This window comes from Streptomyces sp. NPDC005408 (assembly GCF_040606445.1).
Lineage (GTDB): Bacteria > Actinomycetota > Actinomycetes > Streptomycetales > Streptomycetaceae > Streptomyces.
In genome coordinates this window covers 1-16,816 of record NZ_JBEXEX010000032.1, presented here as the reverse complement: position 1 = coordinate 16,816, position 16,816 = coordinate 1, and the positions used below count along the sequence as shown (strand labels likewise).

The 16,816-nt window shown below is 68.2% G+C and carries 16 protein-coding genes and 1 pseudogene; 12 read left to right on the top strand and 5 right to left on the bottom strand.

From position 1 onward, the window contains the following. Nucleotides 1–256 precede the first annotated feature (256 nt). The 7 genes from ABZS64_RS26025 (at nucleotide 257) to ABZS64_RS25995 (ending at nucleotide 8,125) form a co-directional block, all read left to right on the top strand. A complete protein-coding gene (locus ABZS64_RS26025) occupies nucleotides 257–565 on the top strand; it encodes a trypco2 family protein (RefSeq protein ID WP_355834288.1) in 309 nt (102 codons plus the stop codon). A gap of 24 nt (nucleotides 566–589) precedes the next feature. Beyond that, the gene (locus ABZS64_RS26020; RefSeq protein WP_355834285.1) at nucleotides 590–4,567 is read left to right on the top strand and encodes a tetratricopeptide repeat protein; all 3,978 of its coding nucleotides are present in this window, start codon (nucleotides 590–592) and stop codon (nucleotides 4,565–4,567) included. Nucleotides 4,568–4,571: 4 nt separating this feature from the next. Continuing rightward, nucleotides 4,572–5,027, top strand: a complete 456-nt coding sequence (locus ABZS64_RS26015; protein WP_355834282.1) for a DUF4913 domain-containing protein — start codon at nucleotides 4,572–4,574, stop codon at nucleotides 5,025–5,027. A gap of 67 nt (nucleotides 5,028–5,094) precedes the next feature. Beyond that, nucleotides 5,095–5,202, top strand: coding sequence for an HPr family phosphocarrier protein (locus tag ABZS64_RS26010; RefSeq protein ID WP_355834279.1), 108 nt, complete (start codon nucleotides 5,095–5,097; stop codon nucleotides 5,200–5,202). A gap of 324 nt (nucleotides 5,203–5,526) precedes the next feature. Next, the gene (legP, locus tag ABZS64_RS26005) at nucleotides 5,527–6,798 is read left to right on the top strand and encodes a Dot/Icm T4SS effector Zinc-dependent metalloprotease LegP (protein WP_355834276.1); all 1,272 of its coding nucleotides are present in this window, start codon (nucleotides 5,527–5,529) and stop codon (nucleotides 6,796–6,798) included. After that, entirely contained in the window at nucleotides 6,795–7,787 is a 993-nt protein-coding gene (locus tag ABZS64_RS26000) for an MvdC/MvdD family ATP grasp protein (RefSeq protein WP_355834274.1), read from the top strand. Before legP ends, ABZS64_RS26000 begins: the two co-directional genes overlap by 4 nt. Next, on the top strand, nucleotides 7,784–8,125 hold the full coding sequence (locus ABZS64_RS25995) for a YbaY family lipoprotein (protein ID WP_355834270.1): 342 nt from the start codon (nucleotides 7,784–7,786) through the stop codon (nucleotides 8,123–8,125). Before ABZS64_RS26000 ends, ABZS64_RS25995 begins: the two co-directional genes overlap by 4 nt. Before the next feature lie 29 nt (nucleotides 8,126–8,154). Here the strand turns inward: ABZS64_RS25995 and ABZS64_RS25990 are convergent, their stop codons facing one another. Continuing rightward, nucleotides 8,155–9,225, bottom strand: a complete 1,071-nt coding sequence (locus ABZS64_RS25990; RefSeq protein ID WP_355834267.1) for a ferritin-like protein — start codon at nucleotides 9,223–9,225, stop codon at nucleotides 8,155–8,157. 90 nt (nucleotides 9,226–9,315) lie between these two features. Then, a complete protein-coding gene (locus ABZS64_RS25985) occupies nucleotides 9,316–10,026 on the bottom strand; it encodes a BTAD domain-containing putative transcriptional regulator (protein ID WP_355834264.1) in 711 nt (236 codons plus the stop codon). A 430-nt stretch (nucleotides 10,027–10,456) separates the two neighbouring features. On the opposite strand from ABZS64_RS25985, the gene ABZS64_RS25980 reads away from it, so the two are divergent. Both ABZS64_RS25980 and ABZS64_RS25975 read left to right on the top strand, forming a co-directional pair. Beyond that, nucleotides 10,457–11,068, top strand: coding sequence for a hypothetical protein (locus ABZS64_RS25980; RefSeq protein ID WP_355834262.1), 612 nt, complete (start codon nucleotides 10,457–10,459; stop codon nucleotides 11,066–11,068). 89 nt (nucleotides 11,069–11,157) lie between these two features. Then, nucleotides 11,158–12,096 carry a hypothetical protein gene (locus tag ABZS64_RS25975; protein ID WP_355834259.1) on the top strand — a complete coding sequence of 313 codons (939 nt, stop codon included), beginning with the start codon at nucleotides 11,158–11,160 and terminating at the stop codon, nucleotides 12,094–12,096. 444 nt (nucleotides 12,097–12,540) lie between these two features. On the opposite strand, the gene ABZS64_RS25970 is transcribed toward ABZS64_RS25975, so the two are convergent. The 3 genes from ABZS64_RS25970 to ABZS64_RS25960 form a co-directional block, all read right to left on the bottom strand. Continuing rightward, a complete protein-coding gene (locus ABZS64_RS25970) occupies nucleotides 12,541–13,446 on the bottom strand; it encodes an alpha/beta hydrolase (RefSeq protein ID WP_355834256.1) in 906 nt (301 codons plus the stop codon). A gap of 114 nt (nucleotides 13,447–13,560) precedes the next feature. Next, nucleotides 13,561–13,968: a hypothetical protein gene (locus ABZS64_RS25965; RefSeq protein ID WP_355834253.1), complete on the bottom strand. Its 408-nt coding sequence runs from the start codon at nucleotides 13,966–13,968 to the stop codon at nucleotides 13,561–13,563. A gap of 193 nt (nucleotides 13,969–14,161) precedes the next feature. Continuing rightward, on the bottom strand, nucleotides 14,162–14,761 hold the full coding sequence (locus ABZS64_RS25960; protein ID WP_355834251.1) for a DUF998 domain-containing protein: 600 nt from the start codon (nucleotides 14,759–14,761) through the stop codon (nucleotides 14,162–14,164). 447 nt (nucleotides 14,762–15,208) lie between these two features. On the opposite strand from ABZS64_RS25960, the gene ABZS64_RS25955 reads away from it, so the two are divergent. From ABZS64_RS25955 to ABZS64_RS25945, 3 genes and pseudogenes are all read left to right on the top strand, one after another. Then, the gene (locus ABZS64_RS25955) at nucleotides 15,209–15,802 is read left to right on the top strand and encodes a hypothetical protein (RefSeq protein ID WP_355834248.1); all 594 of its coding nucleotides are present in this window, start codon (nucleotides 15,209–15,211) and stop codon (nucleotides 15,800–15,802) included. 180 nt (nucleotides 15,803–15,982) lie between these two features. After that, nucleotides 15,983–16,123: pseudogene (locus ABZS64_RS25950) on the top strand (IS5/IS1182 family transposase); the annotation flags it as partial. Nucleotides 16,124–16,144: 21 nt separating this feature from the next. Beyond that, nucleotides 16,145–16,612 carry an SAM-dependent methyltransferase gene (locus ABZS64_RS25945; RefSeq protein WP_355834245.1) on the top strand — a complete coding sequence of 156 codons (468 nt, stop codon included), beginning with the start codon at nucleotides 16,145–16,147 and terminating at the stop codon, nucleotides 16,610–16,612. The last annotated feature ends 204 nt before the right edge of the window (nucleotides 16,613–16,816 follow it).

The window sequence follows — 16,816 nt, the reverse complement described above, 5'->3', positions numbered from 1 at the left end:
GGCCCTCGTATGGGCGCGGGGGAGCCGGACACGCATGAGCATCACTGCTCTGCGGCGGGCGTCGTCCGGCGGGTGACGCCGCGTCACGCTAGCCGATGGCATCCTCCACGTGAACTCCCTTCACGTAGGCAGAGGTTGATCAGGCACCGGAGCACCTTCGAACTTCTTTCGCTGCGCATCGGTCACCAACGACGAATCTCTGACTCAGGATCACTAGGATGTGTGCGCATGATGACGTGGTGACGGAGGGTGTGGCATGGAGCGCGGTGAGCACGACGAGGACTGGTTGGACCTGGCTGACGCCATTGAGGTGCTGCGACGCCAGCTGTCGGAGGCACAGCGTCGCGGTCAAGGCTCCCAACTGCGCTTTGTGCTGGGCGAGATCACCGCGGAGTTCGAGATCGAGCTGGTCCGGACGAGGAATGGCGGCGGGGCGCTTCGGTTCGGCGTCGTGGAGGCCGACGCCCGCCGGGAGCGCTCGGCACGGTCCACCCAGCGCGTGACCCTGCGCCTCAACCCGGAGCACCGCGGTGGCGGGGACGTCGCAGTGGGCGATGTCGAGTAAGCCGAGTGATCCGGGGGCGGGCTGATGCAAGAGAAGCAGGTCGTCCAGGTCCGCAGCGCGAGCTTCGGCAGCGGCTATCTGATCGCGCCGCGGCTCGTCCTGACCGCCGCGCATCTGCTGCCGCCGCAGGACGTGCAAGGCGGGATCACCGTATCCCTCCCGGACTCGGCCGTAAGGTCCCCTGCGAGGGTGCGGTGGCGACGGTGTGACGACACCGTGGACGCCGCCCTGCTGGAGGTCCCGGCCGACGACCCGGAGTGGTCGCCGCCCGACACGCTGAGCGGCGCACTCGGCCGCCGCCCGCAGCGCTGGGGCAGGTGCGTGACGGGCGGGTCCCAAATTCAGGTCGCCGCCCTGGGATTCCCACGGCAGCAGCGGACCGTGACCGGCCGGGACGGGGAGTTGCTGATCAGCCGGCACCGAGAGTTGCTGATCGGCCAGGTCAGGCCGCACGGTGGCACGACCTTCGAGATCCTCGACGACGCCGGCCTGCTGGAGACCGACACCGCGGGGCTCGACTACGAAACCGCCGCGAAGACCACCCCATGGTCCGGGATGTCGGGCGCGGCTGTCTTTCCCAGCGGCGAGACGCTATTGCTCGGCGTGGTGCGAGTGGACCGCCGGCCGAGGCAGGGCACGAGGCTGAGGTACACCCGCAGCGAGGACCTGCTGGCCTGTGAGGAGTTCCGCGCGGTGGTCCGCGAGGTGACCTCCGTCGAACCGCACCCCGAACCGGCCGAGCTCGCCCGCCTGTTGGAGCAGGCGCCACCCAAACGGGAGGTGGCCTCCCCCATCATGCTGCTGCGGGCCGACACCGAAGTGGTGTCGTTCCACGGCAGGGAGGACACGCTCGACGACCTGGAGCGGTGGTGTCTGACGGATTCGGACGGTCTCCCCGCCGTCCGCGTGCTCACCGCCCCAGGCGGGCAGGGCAAGACCCGCCTGGCGCGGCAGCTGATGACGCGGCTGCGGGACCGCGGCTGGGTGGCGGGTCAGGTGGTCCGCGAGCCGGGCGACCTGCACGTGCTGCGCACCGTCCAGCACCCCCTGCTGCTGGTCGTCGACTACGCCGAGACCCGGCCCGAGTTGGTCAGGAAGCTGCGGGAGCAGACGGCGATGGCCGGGCATCCGGTGCGCCTGCTGCTGCTCGCCCGCTCGCTCGGCTCCTGGCAGGACAGGGTGACTGGCGGCCTCCGCGAGATTCGGCTGCACGCGCTCAGCCCCGGCGTCTCGGACCGTGAGCTCGCGTTCCGGACGGCGGCCCGGGACCTCTCCCGCCGCTTGGCGGAGGCGACTGGCGAGACGGACCTCGACTGGCCCGGGCTCGCGGACACCATCCCGGCCGCCCGCCCCGGAGCGGGCCCGGGGGCTGAGACGGCGCTGACCGTGCAGATGGCGGCCCTGGCCATGCTGCTGCGCCGCGTTCGGACCCCCCAGCGGGACGACGGCCCGCTTGAGGCCGAACTCCTGGGGCACGAGAAGAGGTACTGGCTGGACACCGCCGACGAGCGGGGCATGGGGCGGCGGGAAAAGAACCTGCTCGCAAAAGCGGTGGCGGCGGCCGTGCTGTGTCCCGCGCAGGAGGAGGGGGAGGCTCGGAGAATCATCGCCCGGCTGCTGCCTGATGAACCGCAATGGCCGGTCCCGGACATCGCCGACTGGCTGCGCGACCTGTATCCGCCGTCCGAGGACCGCTACTGGGGCCAGCTGGAGCCGGACCGGCTGGCGGAGTACCACGCCTCCGACCAGATCATCCGCGACGCGGGGCTGCTCAAGAGACTCTTTGCCCCGGCCCCGGACCACCAGCGGGTGCAGACCCTCACCGTGCTGGCCCGGTCCGCCGTGGCCCACGCCAACGAGGGCCGCACGAACGAGGCGCACAGCGTCATCGACCGGCTGCGCGAGGTACTGCGCTCCGTACCCACCGACGCGCCGCTGACTGTCACCGTGCTGCGCGCACACTCCGACACGCTGCCGGAACAGTCCCATGTGCTGCGCGAGTACGCGCTCGACGTCGCCCGCGAACTGAGCCGGCTGTGCCGCGCCACGGGCGACGGCCCGCAGGCGCTCCGCGACCGCGCGTGGGCGCTGCACAACCTGGCCGAGCGGCACCTGGCGGTCGGCGACTGGGAGGACGCCCGGGAGGCGGCCGACGACGCGGCGGCGATTCGCGAGGGGCTGGCGGCCGACGGGGCGACGACGCACCGCACGGAGTGGGCCGACTCGCTGCTGGTGCTGTCGCCGGCCTTGCGCATGACCGGGCGCCTGATGGAGGCACACCGTGTCGGCGATCAGGCGCTGAGCCTTTTCCGTGCGCTGGCGGCGGAGGGCGGCGAGGAGGGGGAGAAACGCGAGAGCGGCCTGGTGCGGGCACTCATCAACCAGTCACGGGTGGTCTGGCAGCTCGACCCGAGCGCGATTCCCTTCGACCAGATCGCCAGGTCCGACGACCACACGGACGAGGCCGTCCGGCGCGCCCGCGAGCTGGTGGCTCAACACCCCGATCTGGACCCGCTCCTGCTCCCCACGGCGCTGGAGGAGCGAGGCACGAACCTCTGGCGCCTCCAGCGGCATCCAGAGGCGTTGTCGCTCAGCGAGGAGGCAGTCGAGACTTCTCGCCGGCTGGCGAGAGAGAACCCGGACGCCTATGCCGCCGACCTCGCGCACGCTCTGATGGCCCTGGCGGTCGACTACAACTCCGCCTCACGACCACCCGGCGAGTCAATGGCGCCGGCACGGGAGGCAATCGAACTGCTGCGCCCGGTGGCCGAGGACGTTCCTGAAGTCCACCGCTCCACCCTGGCGCAGCTGCTGCACAACCTTGCCTGTGAGCAGTTCGACGCGGGGGACCACGCTGCGGCGCGGGAGTCCATGGGAGAGACCATCAAGCATCGCCGGGCCCTGGCGCGCAATCCGTACGGGATCACCGAGCCCGGCCTGGCCCATTCGGTAAGCATGCTCGCCACCTTCCACGCGGGTGCCGGCGACCACGAGGCGGCGGTGGAGCGTTTCCAGGAGGCCCTCGAGATCTACGCGCGCGCCAAACTGCCGCTCAGCGCAAGCGCCCTGCAAGCTCACTCCGGAACCGCTCTCAAACTCGCCCGCTCCTGCGACATCCTGGGCCGCCCGACGGACATGCTCGCCGCCCTGAACCAGGCCATTGCCATCCGGCGCCGCCTCAGCGAGTACGCCCCCAGTCTCTATACGGAGGGGTACGCCACCACCCTCCACGATGGCTCCGACCTGTACTGGAAGCACGACCGGCACGTCGCGGTGCGCATCCTGCTGCGTCAGGCGCTACCGCTCTACCGCCGGCTGTCCAACGTCGACGAGGAGGGGCGCCAGGGGCTGGCCTTCTGCCTGCATGACCTCGGCGCCAGCTACGCGACGTCCTGGGCGACAGCAGACCGGGCGGTTCCCGCCCTGGGGGAGGCGTATGAACTGCGTGTGGAGCTGTCGGCCGGCGACGGGAGACATGAGGTGGACCTTGCCAACACCTGCGCGGAGCTGGGCAGTGCGCTGCTGATGACGAGCCGCTTCCGCGACGCCGTCGGTGTCTCGGAGCATGAGGTGCGCCTTCGGCGCCGACTGATCGTCACGGACCCGGCCGGTCAGGAGCGGCCCCTCTGCCTCGCTCTCCTGCGGCTGGCCGACGGGCGGGCGATGGCGGGTGACGAGGCCGCGGCCTGGCGCACCGCCCTTCAGGCGGAGGAGGCCTGCCAGGCGCTGGCCGGTCGCACCGATGAACCGCTGTCCCAGAACGCGTGGCTCCTCTCCCGACTGGCCGGGACGCTGAGTCTGTGTGGCCGGCACGACGGGCGCAGGGCCGTCCGTGCGGTAGAACCGGCGCGGCGGGCCGTCCGCCTCTACCGGGGCTTGGTGGACCAGGACCCGAGCAGGCAGGCCGACTTGAGATGGGCCGTCACCAGGCTCGCGACGGTTCTGGAACGCCTCGGCCGCCACGCCGAGGCCACTGACGTACAGCTGCGAAGAGGAGCATGACGCCATGACATCACCACTCCCCGACGAGGAGCGGAACGAGTCGGCACAGGACATCCGGCGGGACGAGGAGAGCGCCGCCCGCCCAGCAGAGCTGTGGTACCCGAACGTTGCCGAATTTGTCTCCGACCGATTGGCCTATTTCGTCCCCAGTCCCACCGTCAACTCCGGCCGAGTCTGGTGCCCGCAGTGGTTTCGTCACCCTGTGGCGCTCTCCCGGCTGGACTCCCTGTGGCGTGCCTGGGAGGCGTTGCGCTGGGACGCCGGTTTGGGAATGTCGAGCTGGTGGATCCACCACTTCGACCCGCATCTGCATGCCCTGTTGGACCCTGTCACAGGGCCGTTCGCCCGCTGCACCGACGGCCACCAGAGCGACGAGCCGCTGCCGCTCGATCCGGTGCCGGAAGGGCTGTTCGAGCGAAACACGTGGCCGCCGTCCAAGGACCCGTTCGCCCTCGACTGACGACGTGGTGCGCGATAGGGGCTGCCGGGTTTACTACGTAGCCATCACTCGGACACGACGCCTGTTGATGGGGCTGGGCGCCACAGCCGGAAGCACCGTGATCGTCCGCGCCGAGGGCCCCGACGCAGAACAGGCCGTCATGGCGCTGGCCGACATCCTCGCCACAGCCGAATGACCCGGCCGCCAGCTGCGGACCGCGCTCCAGGGCGTGCAGTCTCCCGTCCGGCGGCTGCGGGGGAGCCATCAGCAGCCTCGGCACATCCTGATGCCCGCCGGCTCGTCCTGGGCCCGTCTCCGGTCTGTGGTTGCTTGAAGTCACAACAGCCGCCGTTGATCCGCCAACCGGGGGAGCGCGCGTGACCGCCCCACCCGGACCTGGTCGGCGGCGGTCGGCAACCTACCCGTATGGCGTACGAGCCGACTGGCAGGCGGTGGAATGCATGAGGGCGACGAAGTCTTCGTCTCAGCACTTTCTGTCCCCCTGCAGTGAAGGTGACGCATGAACGCCGGCCCGTCGGATCCCGCCCGCCGAACCAAGAAGACCACCGCTCGCAAGACCGCGGCCAAGAAGACGACCCCTCCCCGCAAGCAATCCGCCGCCCGCAAGGCGACGTCCTCCCGCAAGGTGAACGGCAGCGGTGAGCTCCGTTCGGGACCGGTCGCAGGCACCGCCCTGGTGGAGGGCGCTACTTTCCGCGCCAAGGGCCTCCAGTACGCCGAGGTGGACGGGATGGCGATGTTCGAAGGGGACATCGTGCTCGGCACCGTGCAGGAGGTGGAGGATCTGGCCGCCCAGGGGCCGGTGCTCGAGTCGGTCGGGATTCCGGCCATCGAGGGAGGGCAGCGGCGTCGCTGGCCGAACGCGACCGTGCCCTTCGAGATCGATCCCGCCCTTCCCAACCAGCAGCGCGTCACGGACGCCATCGCTCACTGGCAATCGCGGACCCGCATCCGGTTCGTGCAGCGGACAGCTGCCGACGCTGCACAGTTCCCGGATTTTGTGCGCTTCGTTCCGGGCGACGGGTGTTCTTCGAACGTCGGCCGAAGAGGCGGCAGGCAGACGATCACGCTCGGCCCCAACTGCAACACCGGTAACGCCATCCACGAGATCGGCCACACGGTGGGCCTGTGGCACGAGCAGAGCCGCGAAGACCGCGATCAGCACGTCATGATCGTGTTCGCGAACATCGACCCGGACATGCAGCACAACTTCCTTCAGCACATCGCCGACGGCGACGACCTGGGACCGTACGACTTCGGCTCGATCATGCACTACCCGGCCACGGCGTTCGCGATCGACCCGAACCAGCCGACGATCGTTCCGCGGAACCCGCTGCCTCCGGGCGTGGTGATGGGCCAGCGCACGGGGCTGTCGCAGGGCGACATCGACGGAGTGCACATGATGTACCCGGCCGTTCACCCGCCCACGTTCAAGGAGGTCCCCAAAGACCCCATCATCGACGGGACTCTCAAGGAGATCCCCAAGGACCCGTTCCTGGACGTGCCCAACAAGCTTCCCGCCCTGGACATTCCGATCGGCCAGCCCATCGGCCAGCCCATCGGCCAGCCGGTCGGCAGCCCCTTCGTGCTGGCAACGCCGCATCAGTCTCCGGCTCTGGTCGGCCAGTCCGACGGGCTGGCCGAGCAGGTGCGCCAGCTGAGCCAGCTGGTCGGCGCATTGCAGCAGGGACTTTCTGCGGTCATGACGAGCCACAACGGCCTTCTGGCCCAGCTCGGTGCCGGCGCCGGTAGCGCCGGGCAGCAGCGATGATCTTGGTCGTCTCCTACGACGAGGACCACGCCCTCGCGGTCGTACGCCGACTGGAGGCCGACGGCCGGGAGGTGGTCCGCGTCGACCTGGCCGACTTCCCCGCCCGCGGCGAGATCACTCTCGATTACGCCGCGGCCGGGGGGCCGGTCCATACGCTCACGACGCCGACGGCCCATGCCCGCCTTGAGCGGTGCCGCGTCGGCTGGTGGCGGCGCGTGCGTCCCTTCACCGTCGACAGGGCGTTGGGCACCGCCCGGGACCAGAGCTTCGCGATCAGCGAGACCGGCCAGGCACTGAACGGTCTGTTCCACTCGCTCGACTGCACCTGGGTCAATCCGCCCGCGCTGGACGGAATCGCCCACCACAAGCCCTACCAATGGGAAGTGGCGCGCCGCATGGGGCTCACACTTCCGCGCACCCTGGTCACCAATCAGCCGGAGAAGGCCCGCCGGTTCATCCAGGAAGGGGGCGTCGGCGGCACCGTCTTCAAGGCCTTCATCGCCTCCGCCGACGCCTGGCGCGAGACCCGGCTCGTCCGGACGGAAGACCTGGCTGCTCTGGACGCCGTACGCTACGCCCCTGTGATCTTCCAGGAGTTCGTGCCGGGGGCCGATCTCCGTGTGACCATCGTGGGCGATCGTGTCTTCGCGGCCGAGATCGACGCCTCGTCGACCAGCTACCCGGTGGACATGCGGATGGTGGTCCACGAAGCACCCGTACGGCCGGTGACTCTTCCCCCTGCCCTCACCGCCCAACTCCTGCGCTTCATGCGCAGCCTCGGCCTGGTGTACGGGGCCGTCGACCTGCGTCGGCGTCCCGACGGGGAGTATGTGTTCTTCGAGGTCAACCCCGCAGGACAGTGGCTGTTCGTTGAGGAACGGACGGGTCTGCCGATCACCGCGGAGGTCGCAGCGCTCCTGTCACGGCTCGACGGACGGGAGCCGGAGCGCACGACGACAGTACGGTCGCCGGCGGGCAGGGCGGCATGACGCGTACCGTCACAGGCTTCGTGTCCCTGCCGCCCGACGCGCCGACAGGCCCGGCCACCCGCTTCCTTGTGGAGGTCCGCGACGTTTCCCGGGCCGACGCACCCTCCACGGTGGTCGGCGCACAGGTCCAGTCGGACATCGAGTTGGCTCCGGGCGGCCGTGTCCCCTTCACTGTTGAGGTGCCCGATCTCGACCCCACGGCCTCCTACGGACTCCGCGTCCACGTCGACCTCTCCGGGACAGGAACCGTGGAAGCGGGCGATCTGATCAGTACGCAGGCCACGCCCGTTCCGGCGGAGTCCGTCAAGGGAATGATCGCGCCCGTCACCGTCGTCTGACGGTCTTCGTGTCACGGGCTGTTGGGCACCTATCCGTCGACGTACCTGAATTCCGGTCCGTAGGTTTTGCCGCTGCCGTCGGGCAGTTCGCGCTGCATCAGTGACCGGGCTGGATTCTGGAGGGCGAACATCTGGCCGACGGCCTTGTTGAGCAGCGCCTTTGCCGTGGCCGACACATCCGTCTGCCAGGCCTGTTCCAGGAACCGCAGCATCTCGCTGTAGGAGTGGTTGACAGCGTCGAGAAGTGTCCTCGTTTCCGGATCGGGCGCCGAGGGACCGGCTGTTCCCCAGCCGCCCGGCGGCACGGTGCCCATGGGGAAAGCGCGGGGCATAGGGATCTCGTCTCCGGCGAACTCCCACCGGGGCGGGTCCTCGGAGGTCTTGATCAGCTTGCGGCCTTGGTAGATCTCCCGGAAAACGTAGTAGTGGGCCAGCTCACCGGGTTCTCCTGGGTGAGGGTTCTCCGGTGACGCTGAAGTGCCCTCGCCCTGCTCCTTGATGACACCGATGGCTGCCTCAACCTTGCCGAATGAGGTGATCGCCACGAGGTCGTTGCCTGTCCCGTGGTGCGCCATGGGCCTGACCAGTTGACGGGCGCCGGTGATCAGATCGGTGTGGCGCCTGAACGCGTCGAGGATCGCGGTGTAGAAGGCGCCGATCGAGGTGTGGGTCCTGGCTTCCGCGATCGGGTCGTCGGGTTCCTCGATCCGGGAGTACAGGTCCAGGGACTCCTTCGTCAGCCCGCTCAGCGAGACGGTCAGTCCGGGCCGTACACCTCCTGGCAGCGGTCCCGGATACTTCGGCACCGTCATTTCGTCTGCAAGGCGGGGTACCCCACCGACGGTGGTGAGCAGATTGCCCGCGAGGCCCAGGTGCGACATCTCGTCGAAGACGATCTCCCGTATGGCGGTGGATACGGCTTCGTCCTGGCTGGGATCCTCGATCGACCACAGGCCGCACAAGTAGGGGGGAAGCGTGGCGAGTTCCAGCATGATGGCCTGCTGCAACGACTCCTTGAGCCAGTCGGCGCCGCGGCGTTCGTCAGGCTCGTCCATCAATTCGACGATCCTGTTGCTTCGGTAGTCGACGAGCGACGTCATGAATAGTCCCCTTCCGTACGCTTCCCCTCGTCCGATGCTAGGCAGGACCCGTCATCGAGTCGTCATCCCGCCGTCAAAGCCGCTTGGGCGTTATCGGTGCGCGGGCGGAATCATCCTGGCGAACCGCGCTGACGGTTCCACGCCCAGTTCCTCGCGCAGCAGTCGCCGGAAGGCGTGGTAGTGGCGTACGGCCTCGATCAGGTTGCCCTCCGCCAAGTGCGCCGATACGACCGCCCGGTGCGCGCTCTCCCGCAGCGGCTCGATTCGTACGCTCGTCAGCGCGGCCTCCAGGGCCAGGGCAGGTCTGCCCTGCCGTGCAAGGCCCTCCGCCAGCGCGTCCAGCGCGTGCAGCCGCAGCTGGCGCAGCCGTTCCCGTTCGAGCAGCACCCAGTCCTCGTCCCAGCCGGGAAGGAGGTCTCCGCCGTTGAGCAGCTCCAGCGGCGTCGTGTTGTCGCCGAGAGACCCGCAGGCACGCACCACGCTGAGCGCGGTCTCTGCCAGTGCGTGGGCGTCCACGCTCACGGTGTCGGTGATCGCCATCGACTCCCGGGTGCACTGGATGAGCGACTGACCGCCTCGCGGTAGCTTCCACAGGGTGGTGCGCAGGCTGCCGCGCGCGTGTTCCTCCGTGGCATCCGGCCAGAGGGTGCCGGCGAGGACGGTACGGCTGACGCGTTTGCGTAGTCCGACGAAGGCCAGCAGTCGTTGCGTGTTCCTGCCCAGTTCTACGGGTTCGGCACCGAATTCCAGTTGGAATTGGCCGAGCAGCCGCAGCTGGGGGGGATAGACGGAGGTGGACATCTGCCCTCTCTCAGCGTGCGTTGGAGAGCAGGACCGAGCCGAGCAGGCGCCTTCCACGCTACGTCGCATGGCCGGGGTCGGCTCGTCGACGTCGCTGCGGTGCAGGCCAGGGGCGCACCCGGTCACTCGTACGGAGTAATCAGCGAGCGCATGCGAGTCACCCTCCTTAGAGTCCTGAATTGTTGGGCTCCGAAGCGCGCAGGTTATGCGCGGCTGAGGCCCAAGGGGCCGGATAGGAGATCAACCGATTCGAGGGTATTCGAGACGGCGGAACTCGCCCGGCGAACCGACACGACGGCTCGACCCTGCCGTGACAGAAAAGCGGCCGGCCGTCCCGCGCGATGTCAATTCTGCGAACCTCCGCCGTGAAACGGATATGCCCGAGATCACGCGGCCCCCATTTTCGGTGACAAAGAGAAGGGCATCAGCCATGGAAGAGACCGAGAACTATTCTCCGGCCGAAAGGCTTCCTCAGATCGCGCCCACGAAGGTCCATTCCACACTGTCGTTGGGCGAGGGCCGCGGAATTCAGTTCGTGGAGTTCGAGCCAGGCATGACCGGGGTCATCGAATCCGGCCGCGCGATCGAAGATGTCCCGGTAGCGCGAGAGAACGGGGGCAAACCGTACGAACTGGGGGAGGATCGCACGGGAGAAGGCCGCCAGGTCGTGACCAGAGATGCCGGCGAACAAGCCTGGTTCAAGGAGACGTTCTGCAATGGCGCTCAAAACTGTGTTCAAGGCTGGGACTGGGCGATTGTAACCTCCAAGTGGAAGCTGGGCAGCGGCACCGGGATCGCCATGGTGGGCAGGGAAGGAACTGCCAACGCGAAGTTCACGTCGTACTACTGGAAATGTGCGTGCACCACGCCTTTCTGTATAGGCGGTCCAACGTGCGTCTGGATTGAATTCTGGGAGGGCTTCGTTCTGCCGGGGCACTGGCTGTCGATGAATGTCACGGGGGGCGACCACTACATTCAGTGGACGCTGAACGGTGCTGGGGCCGACACCCAGGTGAGTCTCGCAGCCCGTTACGGTTCGTGACTGCCGACTGCCGACTGCCGACTGTCACGCTTGGCTGCGTAGACCCGGAAAGAGCGTTCGAAACTCCATGCCAGACAAGGAGAATCACGATGACCGATGCGACAAAGTATTCAGCGCCGGACGCATCGTCGACGGAATTTGAGATCTCGTTTCGAGATGATGCGACTGAAGCTGACCGGAAGAACGCGGAGCTTTCGGTCGCGGCGCTCGTAGCCCGTTCTGTGGCATCAGTCGCACAGGACCGTGCTGAGGAAGCCGACTTGGCGGAGATGACCGACTCAGTCAACGGGCCGTTCTTGAAGCTGATCGAAGAAGACCCCCTCGCCGTCAAGGCGCTCGACAAGCTACGCACCCACGAACTCATGCGCCCTGACGCAATGGAGACACTTCGGCGGGACGCGCTGCCCAACCTGACGTACGACGCCATGCCTCCCGTACCGCAACGGGCTGCGAACCTGCGATCCCTGGGGTTTGTCCCGCCGTATGACTTCAGCTGGGCGTGGCACGACGGGAATGGCAACGCGCCGTTCAGCATTCTCATCGACCGACCCAGCGGAAACCTCGGTCTGGACGCCCGGTCAGGGGCACTGCCTGGCGGTGCATCCGGGTTCGTCAATGCGCACGCAGGCTTTGGAGTGTTCCTCAGATCCGATACCCCGGGGCAAAGGTTCCCTCACGCAGTCCTCAACCCTGGTCGGTGGAGTAACGTGCTGAAAACGGTCGGTATCGGCAGTAACGCCACGTCCGAAGGCGGTTTTGAGCTCACCGTATTCGAGGATGGGCGACTGTTGGCTGCCGCCAGCCGCAAACTGTGGCGCACGCGGATTGGTGCGGGCGAATCCGCGTCCGGAGGTGAGGGGTGGCACCTGATTACCGGGCCCGAACTCGAGTTCACGATACAGCCAGGCCGTGGTTACACATTCAATGCGGGCGTTTGGGTGTTCAGTGATCGGTCAACGGGGATCGGCGCGGCGGCGGTGCAGTCTCTGTTGCAGGGCATTGTCACCAGAATGTGGGTCTTTGGCTGAGCTGAGCGAAGCGTACCCGGCCCGTCAAAGGCCCGGTGCCCGGCCCGATTCCTTCCAGGCTGCCTAACTGCTCGTAGCGTCTCCGCTCATCGGGCGCCCCGTCAGATGCCGTCGGGTCAGTTCGCGGCGCAGCTGTCCGACGGCGCGCAGAACCATGCTCATTCCGAGTGCGCCAAGTGGAGTGCTTGGCCCACACAGCTGAGCGGCGGCGCCACGACGGCGCGGCAATGCCGGCAGGCGGGGTGACGGACTCTCCCTCCGGCACCCGCGGAACGTGAGGCTTGGCTCGGCGCGGGTGGCCCGCTGCTGCTTGGTGATGAGAGCGGGGACTTCCTCTTCTCCTGGGCTGCTCCGGACGGACGTAGAGGCGTGTCCCGCCTATGCGGCAGGACACGACCTCGTCCGCCTCGGGGTGGACTTCCCAGCGGTCGGCGTGGTCGGCGGCTACCACCTCACTCGGCCACGGGCGCGGCGCAGGGCTGCGCCGAGTTCGGCGTTCTGCCTCTGTGACACCTCGGCGGACAGGATCGCCTGCGACCCGTGGAAGGTGCCGGGCCACTGGTGCAGTTCGACGGACACGCCCGCCTGGAGCAGGCGCAGCGCGTAGTCGATGTCTTCGTCGCGGTTCGGGCCGAGTTCCGCGGTGGCGATGTAGGCGGGTGGCAGACCGGTCAGGTCGGCGGCCCGCGCAGGTGCGGCGTACGGTGTGGCGGGCGTGGTGCCCAGGTAGTGCCGCCATGCTGCGGTGACCTTGTCGCGATTGAACCAGGGCGTGTCGGTGAACTGCCGCGCCGACCACGTCTCCTGCCTGTCGTCGAGCCCGGGCTGGTTGAGCAGCTGAAAGCGGATCGGCGGCCCCTGCTGGTCACGCGCCCGCAACGCCACCCCGGCCGCGAGCCCCGCGCCGGCGCTGTGACCTCCGACCGCGATCCGCCCCGGGTCGATACCGAGCTCGGCTGCGTGCTCGGCCGTCCAGGTCAGCACCGCGTAGGCGTCGTCCAGGGCGGCCGGGAACGGATGCTCGGGGGCAAGACGGTAGCCCACCGAGATCACCACCGCGCCGGAGCCGTCCGCGAGCCGGGCGGCCCACGGGTGTTCGGTGTCCACGTCACCCATGACCCATCCGCCGCCGTGCAGCCAGACGATGGCGCCCTGCGCCCCGTGCGGGCGATAGATCCGAACCGCCACGTCCAGATCGGCGGGCACCGTGCGGTCCTCGATCTCCATGTCCGCGGTGTCCGGTTGCGGCACCGCGGCGGCCAACTCGGCCAGGTCCTTACGCGCGTTGATCGGGTCGGTCAGGTCGGCCGGGGGGAACAATGCGAGGAATGCTTCGAGTTCGGGATCCATGACGACCATCCTCACGGTCGCCACCGCCTGGGATCATCCGCCATCCGTCGGGCATCTCGCCCGCATCACGCACCGATCGGCGCCTATCCTCCTGTCATGGAGGCACTGGCTGCCCTACGGTTGTCGCACCTGGATGCGCACGTCGAAGGCGCGATCCGCGTCGTCATGTTCTACGACACCCTGATGCGCCGACGGGTGGATCTCCCGGCGCTCGCCCGAGCCTCGGCGGGTCTGGCCGAGTGCGTGGCCGGGATCCGGCTCCACGGCACGGGCCGGGCGATCCGTATGTCGCCCGATGGCAGGCAAGCGCCCGCCCCGCCGCTGCCCGCGTCCATCACGACGCCGGTCACACTCGATGAGGAGGAGATCGGCACGGTGTGGCTGGAACGCCCCGGCGCGCCCGGCCCGCTCGACGAAGTGCTGCTGGACCGGCTCGCCATCGCCGCCGCAATGCGCCGCGTCACCCCGGGCACCGTTGGCGGTGACACGTTTGACGCCGAGTTCGCCGGCGGCCTGCTGCACGGTGTTCCGGCGGCGGCCGTCCTCACTGGGTCTCGGCGTACATCCGGCGCGCCCGCTCGGCCCGGGCCCTTTAGTGACACTTCCTTTGTCGCGGCGCCGGATCAAGCCGCTAGTTCCGCGACCTTGGCGCGAAGGTCATACAGCACCGGGAATTCGCATCCGTTCCCGGCCGTATCCAACTGCCGGCCCCTGGTCAGTTCGAGGGTCCATCGTTGTCGGGGCGGAGGAGGCAGGAGGCGACGACCACGAGGGGCCAGAAGGCCTGAATGGATGTCACGAGGCGTTCAGCGATACCAGCGGCACCGTGATGTTGGATTTCGATCAGGAACCAGGCCGCCCCGACGCTTATCAGAGCGGTCGCGGCGATGGAGGGTACGGGCCGCAGTCCCCAGGGTGCGGCTCGTTTGCGATTGGCGGCCAGGACCGGCCACAGCGCCAGGAGAGTGAAGCCGACCGCGGCAACCGAACCGTGGTGCAGGGAACCCCCGCTGCTCGGCGGCGGGAGCAGAGCCACGACCAACGCCGACACTCCACCGCCGCCCAGCGCCACACGTCCGGCGAGCGCGGCTGTGCGCAGGCCCCAGGCGGTCAGCAGGTGGCAGACACCCAGGGCGATCAGAGCTGCGGTCATCACCCAGAATCCCGCAGCTCCGTAGGCGGCCAGGACGCTGATCGTCTGAGTGGCAGGGTCGTAGGTGGGCCCCTCAAATAGCGCCGCGATCGTCCAGCCTCCGATGAGCAAGACAGGCGCACATCCCGACGAGAGCAAGGCCCATCTGGGAACATGTTGCATTGGGCCACTATAAATTGTCATTTCCCCCCGGTCGGATAGTGATGTCCCAGTCGCGTCGGAGACTCATCAGCTGCCCTGCAGAGCCTGGGCTCCGGTGACGGCCTTCACGCAATGCGGCAGCTGCCACGCGGTCCCGCACCACCCAACGCCCTTCCGGGAGTCTCTGTAGCCTCGGACGAGTCCAGCACCGTCTCCAGCAGCCGCAGCTTCGGCCCCGACCCGCAAAGACGGCGGGCGTGGTGTCCGGTAGGGATGCGATGTGGAGTCGGCGCCCCCCCATTCGTCTGGGGAGGAGGACCGACTGGTCCGGCCTGCACTGACCCGGCAACTACCTCCAGGGCGGCCGCGACTGAAACACATTCTCGGTGCGGCAGCGCATGCGGCCCGGGCTCGTGATCCGCTGACCGTCATCTACTCCGCGCGGGCCCGCGGCAGCACACTGCATGCATGGAGTTGGTGGCTGTGATGTGTTCGGGGTTCGTGGCGCTCTGCGTGGCCGTACTCGGCTACGCCCAGTGGAGGCGGACCGAGAGGCGGCAGGCGGGGCACGAGTCGGCGAGTCTCAGGCTGGCCGAGTACGAGCGGTTACGCGTTTCGGGGGCTGCCTACCGGGATGAGCGCATCTCGGCGCTGCGGGGGCTGACGCAGTTACTCAAGGAGATGGAGCTGGAGTCGCGTTGGAACGGGGGCGGGCTCGACACGAGGGCTCGGGAGCCTGAGCTGAACGCTTTTCTCATCACGCACCGGGCGGTGCTCGACGACGAGGAGCTCGCGCTCGCCCGCCGGTACTTCGAGGGGCTGATCTGGATGGACCGCGCCGCGGAGCAGAGCCGTCTGCGCTGGGAGCGTGAGAGACGTGACACGCTGGAGGCGAGCGGCGTCGACATCGGCCCGTACGAGAGTTCGTGGACTACGACGGCTTTGCCCAGCGAACCGGAGGGCCTGGGTGTCGCCGACGCGCTGAGGGAGCAGCAGAAGTGGGCGTCCGCCTCGCGCGCCCTCGACGAACGTCTCCGCCACGCCCTCCAGGGGCGCGACTGAGGACTGTCCGGCGGATCGCTCATGGATCCACAGCCGGATTGCGGCGAGGGCGACCGTGCCGTGAAGGGGGCCAGGAGCGTCGGCCTCCGTGACCGACTCGACCCCGCTCGCCACCGCCAGGCGGTTCTCGCCCTCGCCGAACAGCTCGGCGCGCGTCTGCAAGGAACGGCAGGTGGTCGGTACAAGCAGCGCAACACCGTCGAGCGCTGCATCAACCGCCTCAAGCAGTGGCGCGGCCTGGCCACACGGTGCGACAAACTCGCCATCGCCTACCAGGCCGCACTCCACCTCGCGGCCATCCTCATCTGGGCACGACGCTGACCAAAGAGATAGAACCTTGCCATGCCAAGCTACGAGGTCACACCGATAGGTACAGTCCGGAACAACCGGACGGACGTCCAGCACACGGACAACTGGGGTGCCGTCCGCAGCACGATCACCATCGACGAGCGCTTCGGCGAGGCGTGCCTCCAGGGTCTGGAGGGCTTCTCCCACGTGGAGGTCCTCTTCATCTTCGACCAGTTTCCGGAACACGACGACTACCGCGAACCCCGCCCCTACCGTGGCCGCTCCGACCTCCCGCCCGTTGGTGTCTTTGCCGGCCGCGGCCCCCGCAGACCGAACCGCATCGGGGTAACGTGCTGCGCCATCGAATCCGTCCACGGCCGCGAACTGACGGTGGTGGGCCTCGACGCGGTCTCGGGCACCCCGGTCATTGACCTGAAGCCGACGATGGCGGAGTTCCGCGCGGTGAACATCAAGCAGCCGGAATGGGTCAGCCGCCTGATGTCGGAGTACTTCCAGCCGTAAACGCCCCCCGTCAACCCGCCCGCGCTCACCGCCTGACCCTATGACAGGTCACGAAACTCCGGCTGGAGTACCAATCGGACAGACATGTCCGATCAACTGACCACCCGACCTAGGCGCTGTTTCTCGGATCATGTTCGGAGCCAGATCATGAGGGCTGCGAGGGTGACAGTGCCACCGTAGATGTAGGCGCGCTTCTCGTAACGG

What these genes read in the sequence shown, in the direction of transcription:
- ABZS64_RS25975 (WP_355834259.1), top strand. Translation starts at nt 11,158, where the DNA reads ATGACCGATGCGACAAAGTATTCAGCGCCGGACGCATCGTCGACGGAA.
- ABZS64_RS25985 (WP_355834264.1), bottom strand. Translation starts at nt 10,026, where the DNA reads ATGTCCACCTCCGTCTATCCCCCCCAGCTGCGGCTGCTCGGCCAATTC.
- ABZS64_RS26025 (WP_355834288.1), top strand. Translation starts at nt 257, where the DNA reads ATGGAGCGCGGTGAGCACGACGAGGACTGGTTGGACCTGGCTGACGCC.
- ABZS64_RS26020 (WP_355834285.1), top strand. Translation starts at nt 590, where the DNA reads ATGCAAGAGAAGCAGGTCGTCCAGGTCCGCAGCGCGAGCTTCGGCAGC.
- ABZS64_RS25980 (WP_355834262.1), top strand. Translation starts at nt 10,457, where the DNA reads ATGGAAGAGACCGAGAACTATTCTCCGGCCGAAAGGCTTCCTCAGATC.
- ABZS64_RS26000 (WP_355834274.1), top strand. Translation starts at nt 6,795, where the DNA reads ATGATCTTGGTCGTCTCCTACGACGAGGACCACGCCCTCGCGGTCGTA.
- ABZS64_RS25955 (WP_355834248.1), top strand. Translation starts at nt 15,209, where the DNA reads ATGGAGTTGGTGGCTGTGATGTGTTCGGGGTTCGTGGCGCTCTGCGTG.
- ABZS64_RS25945 (WP_355834245.1), top strand. Translation starts at nt 16,145, where the DNA reads ATGCCAAGCTACGAGGTCACACCGATAGGTACAGTCCGGAACAACCGG.
- ABZS64_RS25990 (WP_355834267.1), bottom strand. Translation starts at nt 9,225, where the DNA reads ATGACGTCGCTCGTCGACTACCGAAGCAACAGGATCGTCGAATTGATG.
- ABZS64_RS25960 (WP_355834251.1), bottom strand. Translation starts at nt 14,761, where the DNA reads ATGCAACATGTTCCCAGATGGGCCTTGCTCTCGTCGGGATGTGCGCCT.
- ABZS64_RS25995 (WP_355834270.1), top strand. Translation starts at nt 7,784, where the DNA reads ATGACGCGTACCGTCACAGGCTTCGTGTCCCTGCCGCCCGACGCGCCG.
- ABZS64_RS26015 (WP_355834282.1), top strand. Translation starts at nt 4,572, where the DNA reads ATGACATCACCACTCCCCGACGAGGAGCGGAACGAGTCGGCACAGGAC.
- ABZS64_RS25970 (WP_355834256.1), bottom strand. Translation starts at nt 13,446, where the DNA reads ATGGATCCCGAACTCGAAGCATTCCTCGCATTGTTCCCCCCGGCCGAC.
- legP (WP_355834276.1), top strand. Translation starts at nt 5,527, where the DNA reads ATGAACGCCGGCCCGTCGGATCCCGCCCGCCGAACCAAGAAGACCACC.
- ABZS64_RS26010 (WP_355834279.1), top strand. Translation starts at nt 5,095, where the DNA reads ATGGGGCTGGGCGCCACAGCCGGAAGCACCGTGATCGTCCGCGCCGAG.